Source organism: Rubripirellula obstinata, assembly GCF_001642955.1.
Classification (GTDB): Bacteria; Planctomycetota; Planctomycetia; order Pirellulales; family Pirellulaceae; genus Rubripirellula; species Rubripirellula obstinata.
This window is the reverse complement of the sequence record NZ_LWSK01000113.1, coordinates 1-17647: the sequence shown is the minus strand read 5'-3', so window position 1 is coordinate 17647 and position 17647 is coordinate 1. Positions and strand designations below refer to the sequence as shown.

Here is a 17647-nt window from a genome sequence, read left to right as displayed (position 1 = left end):
CTCGCTTCAAAGAAGCTATCCCACAGAGGGCTACGCATGGCGAACACACGGCAGACAAATTGACAGATGAACCGGAAACAACCTTGTGCGGTGCAAAAATTGAACCATTGAGTAGTGCAGCAGTCTCTGATGGCGAACTCCTCTGGGTGCCGCAAAATGCTTCTCAAAACCCGGTACCTGCGTCAGTAGTTCAATTACCTCCGCCCGATCAGACTCATTAAGAAGTTCAAAAGCAATCACGCTCGCCACATGATGCCCCATCGGCGACCATGCTTGGGCAAGAGTAGGTATTAGTAGTACTGAGACCGTGAAGCTCAGTATTCGATCTAGTCTCATTTTCCCTGACCTTTGTGCACTGATAAGGAACGAGCGGAAAATTAGTGTCGCCTTTCGCAGGGGACGACGTATCAATTACTGCCGGATTGGTGTCGTCACTCATCCCAAGGGAAGTCGAACAAATCAATGCAAATTGTCGTTGATCGATCCGCGATCATAACGCTGGTGAATAGTCCCGAAGGGACGGAAGCTCTCTGCCGGGGATGTAAATCCCCGGATGGCAGCGTTATCTCTCACTAATTCTCTGGCTCGGTTTCGCGGCTACGCCGCGTAACCGAGCCAGAGAATTGATGTGGGGTAGCCATCCGGGTGCTCGCGCACCCGGCAGGGAGCTGCCGGCCCTCCGGGCCTAACACGCAGTAACTGATGCGACGTCCCGAGCGAAAGGCGACTATAAAAGTCGCACGTTCATAAGTGCAGCGATCGATCGCCTCTTGATTAAACGAAAAAAGCGACGTCAGCATCAAATGCCAACGTCGCCAGCGAGTCAGTTAGTGGATTGAGGCCATGGGGTCTCAATCGATATCCAAGGCCAAAAGACCTCCTGATTCAATTTACATCAAGATGAAGCAATTGACCGACGACGACGAACCGACATGCCGAAACACGCGATCGCGCTCAAAGCCGCGAAGGATCCTGGTTCTGGGATCGCGGTGACGGAGAAACTATCAACCGCGAAATCTTCATCGCCTGAATTAACACTTACCGTTAATCGCAAGTCAAGAAGGTTACCCGTTCCAGTAATAGGAGCGGTAAACCTTTGGGCTTCACTACCAAGGCTCAAGTTTCCGTTCGTGAAAAATCCGTTGAATGTGTTGTTGTCGAAAAGTCCGGGGGTGAACTCCAGAATTGTTGAGTAACCACCGCCATCGATTTGTGCCTCAACGAACAACGAATCATCGGCGTCGATGTCACCTGGAGTGTCAAAAAATTCTGCGAAGTCACCAGCAAACGACAGTGCTGGCCTGCCCGAGATATCAATTCCCGTCCAATCCACGGTAACAGGAAGCGTTGCTCCTTCACCGTCCAAATCCATTCCAGTAAGAAAGCCACCAGTGAACCCGGTGTATTCTTTCACACCTCCTGGTGTTGCCACATTAGCACCAAACCCGTCAGTAACTTCCGCAAGCCCAAAGAAATCACCAAAGTTGTCGGCGAAGAAGGGAGTGCTGGTGGTGAAGCCAGTCGCGTCATCGAAGCTTTCAGAAAATACTACCTCCGCCTTTGCGGAGTTCATCATCATCAAGGCGGCAATACAACCAAAAATCATGTTCTTCATCTTGTGTTCCTTTATTCAATCGGAAATAGGTTAAGCCCGCCTTACTGTTGCGTTGTAACCAAAAAAAGAACAGTGTGAAGTAACGCTAACAAGCGTAATTCTCTCAAGCTTCACAAAGGACTCGTTCCTCCGCCGCAAGAGAGTGTTTCGGGAAAAGAATCATCCGTTGTGGTATAAAAAAATCTACACGAAACTTTAGATTTCTAGACGAGAGAAAGTCGGTACGGCCTCAGTGATCACAACGTCATGCAATGAACCGGTAGCAGAATCAATAGAAGCCATCCTTTAATGACGCGCGAATACACTATTAAGTTACTCGTCGGAAATCGTAATAGTGGATTAGCTGTTCTGGCGTTGGCGGGTTGCTGATTCAATGGTCACAGCGAGCACATAGAACGGAATCAACTAACCATCTACGCCAATACGAGTAGTGGCTCTGAAAATGCCGCAAATCACGGGAAAAATTCGCAAACTGGCGGCGGTTCAACTTACAGAGTCCGATTGGTCAGAATCGGATTCGGTCGCGGCGGCGGGTCGTTGATCTTTTGGAGCGAGTACACCTTACGGTTCGCTGAGAATAGCGGTGTTTGCTGGAGTCCAGGCTTTTGCCGCTCTTGCTCGCAGGTGGAATCGCAAAAGTGTTAAGTGTTAATGCGGCTAAAGCCTGGACTCCAGCGGTGCGGACTGCAAACCGTCAGATGCACTCTTTGGAGCCGCTGGCGTTTAAGCGGCCAGGCATACCGCGCCGGCCCAAGGCCTGACGGCAAAATTTTAAAAATTCTTTTCCGATTATCGAGAAAGCTTCGCCGGAAAAACAAGGTGGAAGAATCTACCGTGATCCCCAAAATCGCATCTACACCTGCCGGGCTAGTAACGTATCCACCTGGGCGAAAAGCAAGTTTTTACAGCTCGCCCTTGGCTAAGCCTAATGGAAGTTTATCTACCAAAGCAGTTTTCTCTTAACATGTTCTTCGCAAATCTTCCGCGCCTGCAACTTGGTTGACGTCTTGCATCTTGGTAAACGAGGCGACCCTTAAATCAATCGTCGCGAAGTCCGAATCATTGGTAGCTTTTGTGAAGTCGCTGTGAATCGTTAACGGTTGTGCTTTCCATAACGAAAATTCTGTTTACATTCGTCCTGAACACGTTCGAGGCGGTAGGTGTTTCGAGACAGAACACCGGTGCATCGCGCTGTTTTGGTATTGATGAAGTTCCATGCTTCCCTCCTTATAAGAAACAGAGATTTTTTATGTCGTTGAGCTCGTTGTTGGATTTTGTGGGGCCGAAACTTAGTCGTCCGAAGAAACGACGTCGCGTTGGCGATGTCCAGACAACGCGTTTCAAACGCCGATCACTTTTGGAAAGTTTGGAAGATCGACGGTTGTTGGCGGTGATTTACGATGCAGATTTCAGCACCGACGGTGCTGGCTTCGCTGACCATAGTACGACCGCACCACCGGCAGCCGCTCCTGCATCAACCGGGCCTCTTGGTTCTGCTCCTAACCAGTGGGCTCTGTCTTACGACACCCTTCCTGCAACAGACAGTGGCGGCAACGAGTTTAAGGTTGAGGCTTCAACCCAAGGCCTAAACTCGGCCGGTTCCGGACTCGTTTTGCAGTCTGCCGACTGGGGTGGTCAAGGTATTTTCGAGAGCCAAGCAATCGATGTTTCGAGTTTGAGCACGGCTTCGATCAGTGCAGTTGCTCTCGGCGAGGGCGGAGACTTCCTCAATAGCTCGGCTGAGTTTTTCACGTGGTTTTACGAATTAGACGGTGTCCGAACCGACTCACTGACCTTCGTCGATCCCGTTGATTCAACGCTGGACACGGGCGCTGACCTTGGTTGGTCGCTGCCATCGCTAGATGTTTCGTCGGCAAACAGCCTTGTCGTCGGTTTTGAATTTAATATTAACGGCGGCGGAGATGGGTTCGAGGTTGGAAGCATCACCGTCGATGATGATGCACCTCCAACCGGGACTGAAATCAGTATCGCAGCGACGGATGCACTGAAACCGGAGGGCGACTCTGGCACGACTCCGTTCACTTTCACTGTCACCCGAACAGGTCTCACCAATGCTGCTGGCAGCGTGAGCTATTCTGTCACTAATACTGACACTAACGCGGCTGACTTCTCTGGTTCCACCAGCGGAACCGTCAACTTCCTAGCGTCCGAAACGTCACAAGTTGTTACGATTGATGTAGCCGGTGACACCGATGCCGAATCGAGCGAAGATTTTGAGGTTGTGCTGTCAGCCCCGACCGCCGGTGCCACTCTGGGAACTGCTGCGGCAACTGGGACGATCATTGATGACGATACGCCGCTTCCAAATGTTGTGATCAATGAATTCGTTGCAAATCACACTGGAGTTGATACTGACGAGTTTATTGAACTTTTCACGCTGCCCAACGCGGACTTGTCCGCGTTGACAGTACTGGTAATCGATGGTGATGGTGGAGCATCCGGAACCATCAATCAAGCGTTTCCACTAGGCGTCGCCGATGGTGCTGGCTACTTCACTGTTTTTCAGACTAACATCCTCCAGAACGGCAGCCAGACTTACGCTTTGGTCAGCGGATTCACCGGCGCAGTTGGTGATGATCTAGACACCGACAACACGGGTGGTCTTGATTCGACTCCGTGGATTGCAGTGATTGACGATGTCGCAGTCTCTGACGGTGGCACAGCAGATCAATTTTACTCCACCGCGGTGATCACGCCGGGTCAAGATGGGAATACGTTCTCCTATGGTGGTGCGTCGCGGAATCCCAACGGCGCTGATTCAGACACGGCTGGTGATTGGCTTCGCAACGACTTCAACGGCGACGGATTGCCAAGCTTTGGTCTAACGTTCACCACTCAGGCTGGGCAAGCGGTCAACACGCCCGGCTCGATTAACGTAGTCAACAACGCGAGTCCAGCCTTGTTTGTCGATCAAACTGGTGGAGTTACCCAAGTTTCTGAATCCGGTGTGACGGATACTTTCGTCGTTCGCTTGGCGACCGGCCCGTCATCAGATGTTGATGTAACCCTAACACCAGACGCTCAGGTCGACTTGGGTGCCGGTGCAGGTCTGCCGATCACAATCACGCTTGACAGTGCTCTTGGTCAAGAAGTTACGGTAACGGCAGTTGACGATACGGTCACCGAAGGGCCGCACACTAGTTTGATCAGCATCAGCGCGGCAAGTACTGACTCAGATTACAACGGTCTGACCAGTTCGGTGACGGCATCCATCAGTGACAACGAAACAGCCGCGCCGCTCACAGTGATCAATGAGTTCGTAGCGAATCACACCGGTCAAGATGCCGATGGTTTTGTGGAAGTACTTTCCGCACCCAATGCTGATTTAGGTTCACTTAGCATTCTGGAAATCGATGGAGATGGAACAACCATCGGCACCGTCGATTCCATCACCGCGTTGGGCGTCACCAACTCGGCTGGCTTTTTCACAGCATTGACTGATTTCAATAACGGTGGGATTAACTTGCTGCTGGTCGAGGGCTTCATGGGTGCTGTTGGTGACGACCTGGACATCGACGACAACGGAGAGTTTGACTTTGACGAAGTTGGTGCCTCGGTTTCCGCACCTTGGATTACTGTTCGCGACGGCGTTGCGACGCTTGGTGGCGGTGATACGGCTTACACAGACGCAGTTTTGGTAGCAGGCTTTGACGGTGGTGGATTCCAGCCGGGCGGTGCTTCGCGAATCCCCGACGGTACCGACACTGATACCGATGCCGATTGGGTTAGAAATGCTTTTAACGGTGCTGGTTTGCCGAGCTTCGCTGCCAACGTTGCCGACCCAGGTGAAGCGGTTAGCACCCCTAACTTGCCCAATGTTGTTCAGTCTGGATTAGTGCTTATCGAATCTGGCGGTGCTACGACGGTGTTTGAAGCCGGTGCCGGTGATGACTTCACGGTTGCCTTGGGGACCGTTCCGTCGGCAACGGTTACGCTGACGCTGACCCCTGACAGTGAATTAGATCTGGGTGCCGGACAAGGAACAGCGATCACGGTGAACTTTCTCGCCGATGCATCAGCGACCACGCCAGTGATCATCAACGTTGATGCGTTTGACGACACGATCGAAGAAGGCCCGCATCTCGGATTGATCTCGTTTAGTTTTAGCGGAGGAGATCCCAGTTACTCGGGTACCGCAGGCGACCTGACGGTTACAGTGCGTGACGATGATTTGATCACGCCTGAGGTTGTCATCAGCGAAATCATGTACAACCCAGATTCGGCTGAACCGGGCGGCGGACCGGTGGGTGAGTGGATTGAAATCGTCAATATCGGTCCAGGTGCCGCTGACATCGGTGGTTGGATGTTTGACGACGAAGACGGAGACATTTGGGACCCAATTCCCGCAGGCACGACTCTCAGCGAAGGTCAGGTCGCTGTCGTGTACGACAGTGGCTTCACTGATGCCGCGACCTTCCGAACCCAGTGGGGCGTTCCAGCCTCGTCATTGGTAATCGGGATTGGCTGGGGGAATCTCTCGAATGGACCTTCGGGTACAAACGAGGTTCTGGAACTCCTTGATTCATCGATGTTCCAACAAGACCTCGTCAATTATGACGACGAAGGCGATTGGCCTGGCGATCCCGGTGGACCGTCAATCTATCTGACCAACATCGCGACTGATAACAATGTCGGTACCAACTGGGCATTGTCTGACTTGGGTGTCGATGACGCGATCAACCCTACCGGGCCGACTTATAACACCACCGATATCGGTTCCCCTGGGGTTGTCCCAGCCATCGTTAGCAGCTTGAACGTGACCGAAACCGATGGCGGTACGATCGTCACCGAAGGTGGCGCGACCGACACGATCGAATTGTTGCTGACGGGAGTGGTGACTGCGGATGTCGATGTGACATTGACGCCTAGCAATTCCGAAATTGACTTGGGCAATGGTGCTGGTGCTCCGTTGACGGTGACACTCACTAGCGCAGGCACGGTAACGACGGTCACAGTGACGGCCTTTGATGACTCGATCATTGACGGCACGTTGACGTCTGACATTACCTTCACAACGTCCAGCACCGACGCTGCGTTTAATGGTCTGGTGGCTGATCCAGTCACGGTGACCGTGAATGACAACGATGCACCTAGCAGCAGCGTCGCAGTGATCAATGAATTCGTTGCCAATCATCCGAGTACCGATGACGATGCGTTCGTTGAATTCTTTTTCGCTGGTGCGACTGGGCCAACTGACCTCAGTTCGTTAACGCTGTTGGAAATTGAAGGCGACTTCAGTGCCACCGCCGGATTCGGAACAATTGATAGGGCGACGACGCTCGGAACAACCGATGCCAATGGCTATTACGTATCCGATGTCGATGCCGAAAATGGCACGCTCACTTTCCTTCTGGTCACCGGGTTCACCGGTTCGGTCGGAAACGATTTGGACACCGATGATGACGGAACCGTTGACCTAGCAACATTGCCTTGGACGACGATTGTTGACTCAGTCGCGGTCATCAATGATCCAACTGAAGATGCTGCCTACTTCGGAGCAACTGAATTGCTTCCAACCACCGATGGTGGCACACTCCCTTACGGCGGTGCTTCACGGATTCCAAACGGAACCGACACCGACACGACCGCCGATTGGGTTCGGAATGATTTCTCCGGAGCAGGGTTGCCAAGCTTCCCAGGAGTAATCGCAGACCCAGGCGAAGCCATCAACACACCCGGCCTACCCAACGAAGTTGCGGTTGGTTCAGGTGATACAACTCCGCCAACGATTACTGATGTGATTGTTGCAGGAGTGGATGGCTTTGGTGCATGGACAACAGACTTTATTGATGCGGTCGATGACAGCGGACCATCAGGTGCGGATAACGGACTCGGCTTCTCAGTAACTGGGGTGACTCGAACGATTCCTTGGTACAACGTAGATACTTTCTACATTCGGTACAGCGAAGACGTGAATACTCCCACTGGATTAAGTCTTTTGGGTCTTGATGTTGCGGACTACGCGGGACTGTTTACTGTCTCGCACGCTGGCGACCTAACCACAGTTTCGATGACGAGCGCGTTCGGGTTAGTTGAAACAGATTTTGGCCCAGCGACCACAGGTATCGATCGATTGGTACTCGGTATCAATGCTGGTGGCGTGACCGATTTGGCCGGTAATTCGATTGCTGATGCCTTCAGTCAGAGCATCAATGTGCTTCCAGGAGATGGAACAGGGGAAGGATCCGTACTCAATAATGATGTTGGGCTCACGAACTTCCGTAGTTTCCTGAATACTAACTCAAACCCGGGACCTAACTCGTTTGGATTTAGTTATGACCCGTTCTTCGATGTTACATCCAACGGTCAGATCCTGAATGACGATGTTGGTTTGACCAATTTTCAGAGCTTTGACGAATTGCCCGAACTTCCCGAGCCTATGTCATTTGCTCTCAGATCTGAAGAGTCCATTTCTTCCGTGAATAATGCGAAAGAAAGCTGGGATCAGTTAGTTGACCAGGCTTTTGAAAAAGGTCTTTTTTAGCAACTGCTCAGGTCTAGTCCACTGTCTATCAAAATCTCCTATTAGGTTTTGGGATGGTTGGACTCAGACCTATCGAATCAGGGGGGGGTGAAGTGTTAGTCGAGGCTGCCTAGATCGTTTCCAGGTGGCGAATATAGATGTATTTAGTTTTGGAATAAGAAAATGAAAACGTATCAAAAATTAGCGGTCGTTCTTGCAGTGATTTTTACTACATGCCCGGCGGCGAAAGCGGATTTGGTGATTTCGGGCGAGTCATTTATTTTCGCTGGAGAGGGTTCGTATACAGCGGATATCTTTGTCACTGCTGCTGGCGAAGCAGAGGATATTGGTGGATTCAACCTTTCCCTTGATTTCTCCGATCCATTCCTTACCTTCGAGAGCGTCTCGTATAATCCCGTATTCGAATCTCTTGTTCCCGTGCCAGCAGGATCGGATCCGGCATTGCTCGGTGGTACGGACACGAATTTTAATTTCATCAGCCTTCAGGTTGGTGAAACCAGTACCATCGCCAGTGTGACATTTAATGCAACTGGGCCTGGGTTCGCGTCGATCACTCCGGTCCTATTTAGCGACTCGTTTTTTGGTTCTGTTGCGACTTCCGTCAATCCGAGTGCCTCGAGAATTGGAGTATCTGCAATTCCTGAACCATCTTCATTGGCAGCTTTGTCCTTAGCGATAGCAACCGGTTTGATCCGACGTCGTAGACGCTAGGTGGACAGCGCCGCTTTCGTGAGTCGTGTTGACGATAGCAGCTTGTTGATTCCCTGAGCCGCGACGCTTAAGCGTTCGAGGGTACCGATTCGCCCGAGACCTTACGGTCAGCGGCTAACCAGTGCGGCTGGCCTGTCGATTAAATCGACAGGCCGTCATGGCAAATACGGCTGACCAGCCTAACGAATTTCGACGTTTCGTCACCAAAGTGACGGTTTCAAACTAAGGAACGAGCGGTTATTTATAGTCGTCTTTCGCTCCGCAAAAGTGTGATCTGACGCATTTTCTCGGAGCGGAAGGCAACACTTATTTTCCGCTCGATCCGAACAGTCATGGTTCGGTTGCTTTGACTCTCGTGTAGTTCTTTTAAAACTACAGTTCTCGCTACAACTTCTTTAAAGAGTGTTGGATGGTCTATCCGTTTGTTGGTTCATTCGCACGGTCTAATGGTAAAGCGAATAAAAGATCGGTTGGCAGTAGCATGCGGTTTAATCGATCGTCACTTTTATTCGAGTCGTTGGAAGACCGGCGTTTGTTGGCCGCGATTCGTGTGGCTAGCTACAACGTCTTGCAAGGGAGTCCATCGAACACGACGGAGCAAGGTTACTACAGCACCATTCTGGAAGCGATTGGTAACGAAACACGTGCTGGGATCACGCGGCCTATCGATTTGTTGGTGTTACAGGAAACCAGCCCGAATTCAATCAGCAGTATCGAAGGTATCTTAGACTCGCTGTACGTGGATGATTACGCATTTTCGCTCTCCCCATCCTACGGCGGGCTGGCGTACGGCTTTGTCTACAACACGGCGACCCTGCAATTGTTGGGAACCCAGAATGTTTCGGGTTCGTTCACGCGGCCACCGCTACGTGGCCATTTCAATCCCATCGAATCGACCACTGGCGATGCTGATTTCTACGCGTATTCAGTTCACCTGAAGGCTGATTCAGGCGGCAGCGACGCGAGCACTCGGGCGATCGAGGCGAGCCAGCTTCGAGCCAACGCAGATGCATTAGGACAAGGAGAGAATGTTCTAATTATCGGCGACTTCAATATGAAGAATTCTTTTGAAGGCGCGTACACCAATCTGACCGCCAGTGGTGCAGGCCAAGTTTTTGATCCAATCAACTCGCCGGGTAACTGGACCAATAACAACGCCTTCAAGAGCATTCATACTCAAGACCCCAGCGGCGGTGGCGGAATGGATGATCGATTCGATCTGCAATTTGCCAGCGGTGAACTCTTTGTGTCCGGTGGACTGGATTACATTCCAGGAACCTATCGAGCATTCGGAAACAATGGCACCCATGCCTTGAATTCGGTGCTGACGGGAACGGGTGCGGCACCCAATGTGTTAACGGCACTTCGTGGTGCCAGCGATCACCTGCCCGTGGTGGTGGACTACGAATTTCAGTCCGTTCCTGTTGGGATCACTATCAATGAATCCGATGGTTCCACCATCGTTGCCGAGAATGGTTATCTGGATAGCTATTCGGTAGCCTTGGATACGCAACCTGATTTCGATGTAACGGTGACACTGACCCCCGACGCACAAGTCGATTTAGGTGCCGGTCCGGGTAATGCGACATCGTTGTTGTTCACACCGCTTAACGCGTTGACCCCGCAGTCGGTCCAGATCATCGCAGTAGACGATAGCCTGAGCCAAGGCAATCAAATCAGCCCGGTCGTGCATTCATTTTCCAGCAACGACACGGACTACAACTCTTTGTCCAACGTCGCTTTGGACGTAGTCGTTGTTGATAACGAAAATCCGACCGTATTGATCAACGAAGTCGATTCAGTCACCGCGGGTTCACCTGACAGTTCGGAGTTTATTGAGCTGTACGATGGCGGTATTGGCAATACATCGCTAACCGGCAAGGTACTGGTTCTGTACGACGGTTCAACGAACACTTCGTATTCATCTTTCGATTTGGATGGGCTGACGACTGATGACAACGGTCTGTTCGTGCTGGGCAACGCAACCGTTCCGGGCGTCGACTTTGTCTTTACCAATGGTTTACTTCAAGACGGTGCCGACGCGGTTGCCTTGTTTGATGGCGATGCAAGTTCGTTTCCAAGCGGAACGCCCATCAGCACGTCGAACCTAATTGACGCGATCGTCTATGACACCAACGATGCGAACGACTTTGGTTTGTTACCTTTGTTAGAAACGGGGCAGCCACAGGTCAACGAAAACGAAAGCGGCCAGCAAAACAGCCGTTCGCTTTCACGGCTTCCTGACGGTGGCAGGGCACGACGCACTTCTTCGGTCGGGACAGCAATTCCAACCCCTGGTTCGTTGAACTCACCACGGCCAATCGGACTAACCATTCTGAACAGTGAAGCATTGGCGGTAGCCGAAGGTGGCGCGTCGGATAGCTATTCGATCGCGCTAACGTCGGTTCCTATCGGGAATGTGATCGTCACGCTGGACCCCGACAATGACCTTGATCTCGGTGCAGGTGCAGGCCTGCCGATTGTCTTGACGTTTTCGCCGTCCAGCGCAATGTCACCGCAAACCGTCACGGTGACTGCAGCGGACGACTTGCTAATCGAAGGGTTGCATGAAGGCGTGATCCAACAGACGATCGCGAGCGTCGATGCAGCCTACAATTCGCTTTCGCTAAGCAGTTTGACGGTTTCAATCACCGACAATGAAGCTGTCCCGACGCCATCGGTTGCGATCAGCGAAATTATGTATAACCCGGCCAGCGCGGAGGGCACCTTTTCGTCCGAATGGGTCGAAATCGTGAACTTGGGTACGGCACCGCAAAACATCGGCGGTTGGCAATTGGCCGATGAGGACGGTCAGTGGGGGGCGGTTCCCTTGGGTGTTACGTTGCAGCCTAAACAGGTCGCCGTATTGTTCGATGGCGCGAGCACTGCCTTCACCAGTGAAGCGGGCTTTCGGAGTGTTTGGGGTGTTCCCAGTGATGCACTGGTCGTTGGCGTCGATTGGCTTGACCTAGCAAATGATCCCTCCGCAACCAACGAAATTTTAGAGCTTCGAGATGCGATTGGCGGAGTTCAAGACACGGTCAACTTTGACGACGAAAACTCTTGGCCAAGCGATAGCCCGGAAGGGGCCAGCATCTATTTGGATGATCTGCTTTCCGACAACAACGTTGGTACCCATTGGTCGCGTTCAGTCGTTGGGGTAGATGATGCAGTCTCGGCCAGCGGATTCCCGTACTCCAACTCTGATGTCGGTTCCCCCGGCGTCGCACCTGCGTTTACGCTTCGTAGCCTAGTCATTACCGAAAGCAGTGGTGATACCAGTGTCTTCGAAGGCGGCAGCGGCGACACGTTCACGATCGCGCTTGACGCGACGCCAACTGATGATGTGGTGATTACATTGACGCCCGATTCTCAGTTGGATCTCGGCAACGGTCCTGGTGTTGCAATTGATCAAACACTGACGGTCAGTGGCGGACTCAGTCCGGTTAGCATTTCGGTCAATGCCAATGAAGATCAATTTGCTGAGGGATCGCATACGGGAACCATTTCGTTCGCTGCGGCCAGTAACGACAACACCTTTAACGGCTTGGTGATCCCTGACTTTACGGTCAGCGTTATTGACAACGATATCGCGGGCATCACGATCGTCGAGTCGGCAGGCAGCACGGAGGTAACCGAAGGCGGCGCGACGGATAGCATTACGGTAGTGCTCGACACGATTCCGACCAGCAATGTAACGATCACGATTACGCCGGACGCGCAGTTGGATTTGGGTAGCGGCCAAGGAGTGGCGGTTGATCGCGTGTTCACGCCACTCGATGCCTTGTCGCCGCAAGTCATTGACGTGACCGCCTTTGATGACGCTGCGATCGAAGGCTTACATAGCGGGTTGATTTCATTAGCAGTAAGCTCAGCAGATGCACTGTACGAGTCGGTATCGCTATCAGATTTAGGTGTAAATATCATTGATGATGACGGAATTTCGTCATTAGTGTTGAGCGGGAGCGTACAAGAATTTGCGGGGCCGGGCGGTTATGCGATTGATTTCTTCGTGACTGCGACTAACGGTCCCACAACAATCGGTGGATTCAACGTGCCCGTGGCGTTCGAAAACGCTGGATTCACTTTCAGCGGATCGATCGCCGACTATATTCCTGCGGACGTATTTGACACAAACTTCGTCAGTCCGTTGCCCCCGCCAAGTAATGCCGATTTCGGTTTTGGGTCGGTGTCATTCTCAACTGGACTTTCGTTGGCCGATGGGGAAACCCAATTACTCTTTTCAGTGAACGTTACCGCTGGATTAGGAGCAGTAGTTCCGACGGAAATCGATGTCGTGAGGATATTGTCGTCGGGGCCTGATGAATCAAACTTGAGCTTCTCTGATGCATTCTTTCAACCGCTGACAGTCACGGTCGGGGACGCTGGAAGATTCTCGCCCAGTGTTGCTCCGTTCGTTGAAGACATTGTTGTCGCCGGAGTTAACGGAGCATTTCCGTGGAGTCCAGGCTTTGTCGATGCTGTGGACGGAGGAGGTTTTGGTGCCGGAAACGGACTTGGATATTCTGTTCTTGGAACTCAGCGAATCTTGCCCTGGTATACCGTCGATACTTTTTACATTCGATTCAGCGAGGAGGTAACGATTGACGGTCTCAGCTTGCTCGGCACGATCATCGCCAACTATGCAGGTAGCTACACAATATCTCACGTTGGATCACTAGCCACCATCAGTATGACTAGTCCGTTTGGTTTGATAGAGAACGATCTCGGGCCTGCTACGTCTGGCATTGAAAGGCTGATCCTATCAATTGATGATGGAGGTGTATCTGATTTGGCTGGGAACGCTTTAGATGGCAATCGCGACGGTACACCTGGGGGTGCGGTCATTCAGGAGATTAATTTTCTTCCGGGCGATGCGACGGGAGACGGACGAGTCTTAAATGATGATGTCGGTTTGACGAACTTTCGCAGCTTTTCAATCTTTGAGAGTAATCCAAATCCCAATGGATTTGGTTTTCGGTATGACCCTTTTTTCGACCTTACATCAGACGGAAGAATTCTAAATGACGATGTGGGTTTGACGAATTTCCAAAGCTTCGACGAGTTACCCGCGTTTCCAACTCAACAAAGTCAACGTGCAATTCCTGACAAAAAAGATGACGACGATTGGAATGCTTTGGTCGATCAAGTGATGGAGATGAATTTGTTCTAGGGGACGAAGCTCATCCATCAATCAACCCGTCCCCTCACCATCTGTTTGCCTCATGCAGGCAACAGATAACGGAGATCGTGGCGACGTCACGAATCCAGTCGAGACGGTCCGTTACCATCGCACCCGGTAGGTGGGTCTAATTCCCCCTGCTTCCCCGGGTTGCAGTTCCGTGCAGATTTTGGCGGAGAGTGAGTTGTGAATCGAGTGTTTGGTGGCATCCCAAAGATCGAAATCCAGCTTCAAGTCGATGCATTCTAGAACGTCCGATACCGATCCCGGAAATTGACGAGTGGGACTCAAATTCAACACCAAGTTTTACGCCTTCGTTTGCACTTGTGGGGACGAAGTCGCCCGTTGAAATCGGATGTGTGAATTCTTCTTAACCTAGCCGTTTTTGACCATGACTGACTCTTGAAGTGCTTGCATAATCTTGGCAGGCGGAGAGATGAAAATTGATTGTAGAAGGGGCTCGAGCGAGAGGCCTCCTACATTTCGATCTGCGTTCGGTTTCCTAACTCGTTCCTTCCAAAGCAAGGATCTTTCCAATGAAGAGAAAAGCATTCACACTCGTTGAACTGTTGGTCGTCATCGCGATCATTGGGATTCTTGTCGGGCTGCTGTTGCCTGCCGTTCAAGCAGCCCGCGAAGCGGCCAGGCGGATGAGCTGCCAAAACAATATGAAGCAAGTCGCTTTGGCTACTCATAATTTCGAGTCGACTTACAAGTCTTTCCCATCCGGTTTGACCGCGAAGGTTCATCGAAACTCAACTTCGGGCCAACCGATTGATTGGTATGGAACCACGGTTTTCACCGCGATTTTGCCGTTCTTAGAGCAATCGTCGATCTACGAAATGTGGGATCTTAGCGGTACCTTTGCCGCCGCCCAGTTGAACACGTTCGAGCCCGGCAGGCCTTTTGCGAGGAATGAAAAGGCAGCGACGGCTCAACCGGTTGCCACCTACCTTTGTCCCTCCGATTTGATCGAAAACCCCGTTGTTGAACTCACCTACAACGGTGGCGGTCAGGCTCAAGGTGCAGGTAACACCGGTTCAGGTGGTAAGGAGCGAGGCTTTCCGCTTGGTTTCTTTGCCATGTCTAGCTACCTGGCCAGCGGCGGTACGCATTCGACCTATTTTCGCGACCCCTTGATGCAAAGCGACGGAATGTTCTTCATGACTGATGAAGATAGTCAGCCTGAAGACTTCCAGACTTTCCTGCGAGACTACGAAGTACCTGCAAAGTTTGCGGACGTGTTCGACGGGACAAGCAACACGATTCTGTACGGAGAGCGTTTTCACTATGACCCCGTCTTTGATCGTCGGTTCCATGATCCTGCGCCAAAGTGGAGCCGCTATCCCATTTCGCAATGGGGTGCCTGGAGCTGGACTGGTGGCGGTAACGGAACCACTCATGTGTTCGGGTCGGCTCGTGTTCCGATCAACTTTCAAAGCTCTGAGAATTCCAACGCCGACTTTGATTCAGTTAACAACCGCACATCAGCCTACGGCAGTGGTCATCCCGGTGGTGCAAACTTTGCATTTACCGATGGTAGCGTTCGATTTCTGTCAGACGATATCAACATGATTGTGTTCCGGTCGCTCGCTACGAAGCGAGGCGGCGAACAGATTGATTATGAAGCTTACTAGGGTTCCCATGCGGTCGCGTTTTCGGGGTTGAACCGCGTTTGGCTCGGCAGGCTTCACCATTGGGCCGGTCCATCATTCACAACGAGTCTCTCTATGCTGAAACGAAGCTTCAAATTTTCGGTTCTCTGTTCCGTCGTACTTACCTTGTCGGGCTGTTCTGAAAAAATTGAAAAGGGACTCGTGACAGGCCAGGTTCTGTCAGCCAAAGGCGAGCCGCTAGACCAAGTAAGAGTGTATTTCATGCCTGATTACGCCAAGCAGACGAAAGGTCGGGCATCTTGGGCCGTGACCGATGGCGAAGGAAAATACGAGCTGGAGTATCAGAATGGGACGGGTGGGCTTGGCGCAGCGGTTGGCTGGCACAAGGTGACACTGAAAGACATCGCGGGTGAGAACCATCGAGGTCCCGGGAAGCCCCCTGCCATTCGCATTCCCCCTGGCTACATGGATCCAGTCAAATCACCATTTTCCTTCGAGGTTCTTCCCGGCGAGCAATCAATCGAGTTGAAACTTAAGGGACGCTAGTGGCTGTTCCAGATCGACAAAGGAAACCCGCCATGAGAATCCTCTCATGCAGATACGGGCGAACCCAAGACCTACTTCGTGCAGCTCGTCGATCATGTTTGGTAATAACTTTGGTACCAATCGACGAACTTTTGGACGCCGACTTCGATGGTTGTTGTTGGTCGGAATCCGGTGGCGGCTTGCAGTGAATCGGTGTCGGCGTACGTTGCCTGTACGTCGCCGGGCTGCATTGGCAGTAGATTCTTGATGGCTTGAATGCCAAGCGCCTTTTCGATTGCTTCGATGAACGTTAACAGTTCGATCGGTTGGTGATTGCCTAGGTTGTACAGACGGTACGGTGCGTTGCTTGTCGCTGGGTTGGGATCAACGCTGTTCCAATCTGGATCCGCTGTCGCGATCAAGTCGCTGGCACGATCGATGCCTTCGACGATGTCATCGACGTAGGTGAAATCTCGTTTCATCTTTCCTTGGTTGAACACGTCGATCGGGCGACCTTCGATCATCGACTTGACGAACAGGAACAACGCCATGTCGGGCCGGCCCCATGGACCGTAAACGGTAAAGAACCGAAGTCCGGTGGTGGGCAAGCCAAACAGATGGCTGTAGGTGTGAGCCATCAGTTCGTTGCTCTTCTTGGTCGCCGCATACAGGCTAAGCGGATGATCGACTCGGTCAGCGGTCGACGATGGCATCTTGGTCATGCCGCCATAAACGCTGCTGCTGCTGGCGTACGTCAAGTGAGCAACCTCAGCGTGACGGCAGCCTTCCAAGACGTTCAGAAATCCTACGACGTTGCTGCGTGTGTAGGCCCTTGGTTCTTGCAATGAATAGCGGACGCCTGGCTGCGCCGCTAAATGAACGACGCGGTCGAATTTGTGGTCGCGAAAGACTTGATCGACTGCCCCGTCATCGACAAGATCTGCTTCGACAAAATGAAATTGGTCGAAGTCTTTCAGGATCGCCAACCGGTCTCGTTTGAGTTGGACGCCACCGTAGTTGTTGACGTTATCAAATCCGACGACCGTTTCGCCTCGCATCAGTAAGCGGCGGGCGAAATGAAATCCGATAAATCCGGCAGCGCCGGTGACAAGATGTGTGCTCATGGGCCGCCACTATACCACTCCGGCGAGCAAACTGGCCTGAGGGGTTGCTTTGGTCCGCTAACGAACGACCGGAATATGATTGCGGTGGCTAATCCCACCAGGCTGACGCTAAAAGCATTTCTAAACTGTTAAACCGCGTGGGCATCGCCCCGCGCCGTGATGAAAATGTGTCGTTGACAACTTGTCTCGACCCTTGAAAGTAGGCCGTAGCGAGCCATAGCGAGTTACGGCGGTGCGCGAATTGCCGTAACTCGCTAAGGCTCGCTACGGCCTACATGCTGGCGAATAGGAAAATGTGCCGTTGCCACAATGTTTCACAGCGCTGCAGTTCGTGTTGTCTGCCATGGTGCAGCTTGCCCAATTTGCTGC

The 17647-nt window shown here is 52.0% G+C and carries 8 protein-coding genes; 6 read left to right on the top strand and 2 right to left on the bottom strand.

All coding sequences use genetic code 11. The features are described 5' to 3' along the window. On the top strand, positions 1 to 221 hold a 221-nt coding region (locus tag RC85_RS28585; RefSeq protein WP_238383192.1), incomplete at its 5' end, for a hypothetical protein. 674 nt (positions 222 to 895) lie between these two features. Here the strand turns inward: RC85_RS28585 and RC85_RS20450 are convergent. Beyond that, positions 896 to 1615: a PEP-CTERM sorting domain-containing protein gene (locus tag RC85_RS20450; protein WP_068266237.1), complete on the bottom strand. Its 720-nt coding sequence runs from the start codon at positions 1613 to 1615 to the stop codon at positions 896 to 898. A gap of 1249 nt (positions 1616 to 2864) precedes the next feature. Here RC85_RS20450 and RC85_RS20445 point away from each other — a divergent pair. From RC85_RS20445 to RC85_RS20425, 5 genes are all read left to right on the top strand, one after another. Further along, positions 2865 to 8120, top strand: a complete 5256-nt coding sequence (locus RC85_RS20445) for a beta strand repeat-containing protein (RefSeq protein WP_068266235.1) — start codon at positions 2865 to 2867, stop codon at positions 8118 to 8120. A 162-nt stretch (positions 8121 to 8282) separates the two neighbouring features. Then, positions 8283 to 8831, top strand: coding sequence for a PEP-CTERM sorting domain-containing protein (locus tag RC85_RS20440; protein WP_068266233.1), 549 nt, complete (start codon positions 8283 to 8285; stop codon positions 8829 to 8831). 481 nt (positions 8832 to 9312) lie between these two features. After that, positions 9313 to 14004 (top strand): lamin tail domain-containing protein, encoded by a 4692-nt coding sequence (locus RC85_RS20435; protein ID WP_068266231.1) that lies wholly within the window; start codon positions 9313 to 9315, stop codon positions 14002 to 14004. 545 nt (positions 14005 to 14549) lie between these two features. Further along, positions 14550 to 15650: a DUF1559 domain-containing protein gene (locus RC85_RS20430; RefSeq protein WP_068266229.1), complete on the top strand. Its 1101-nt coding sequence runs from the start codon at positions 14550 to 14552 to the stop codon at positions 15648 to 15650. Positions 15651 to 15743: 93 nt separating this feature from the next. After that, positions 15744 to 16175, top strand: a complete 432-nt coding sequence (locus RC85_RS20425; protein WP_149752842.1) for a hypothetical protein — start codon at positions 15744 to 15746, stop codon at positions 16173 to 16175. 92 nt (positions 16176 to 16267) lie between these two features. Here the strand turns inward: RC85_RS20425 and RC85_RS20420 are convergent, their stop codons facing one another. Then, positions 16268 to 17278: an NAD-dependent epimerase gene (locus RC85_RS20420; RefSeq protein WP_068266227.1), complete on the bottom strand. Its 1011-nt coding sequence runs from the start codon at positions 17276 to 17278 to the stop codon at positions 16268 to 16270. Between the last annotated feature and the right edge of the window lie 369 nt (positions 17279 to 17647).

Coding starts and splice junctions, on each gene's coding strand:
- RC85_RS20450 (WP_068266237.1), bottom strand. CDS start 1,615: ATGAAGAACATGATTTTTGGTTGTATTGCCGCCTTGATGATGATGAAC.
- RC85_RS20445 (WP_068266235.1), top strand. CDS start 2,865: ATGTCGTTGAGCTCGTTGTTGGATTTTGTGGGGCCGAAACTTAGTCGT.
- RC85_RS20440 (WP_068266233.1), top strand. CDS start 8,283: ATGAAAACGTATCAAAAATTAGCGGTCGTTCTTGCAGTGATTTTTACT.
- RC85_RS20435 (WP_068266231.1), top strand. CDS start 9,313: ATGCGGTTTAATCGATCGTCACTTTTATTCGAGTCGTTGGAAGACCGG.
- RC85_RS20430 (WP_068266229.1), top strand. CDS start 14,550: ATGAAGAGAAAAGCATTCACACTCGTTGAACTGTTGGTCGTCATCGCG.
- RC85_RS20425 (WP_149752842.1), top strand. CDS start 15,744: ATGCTGAAACGAAGCTTCAAATTTTCGGTTCTCTGTTCCGTCGTACTT.
- RC85_RS20420 (WP_068266227.1), bottom strand. CDS start 17,278: ATGAGCACACATCTTGTCACCGGCGCTGCCGGATTTATCGGATTTCAT.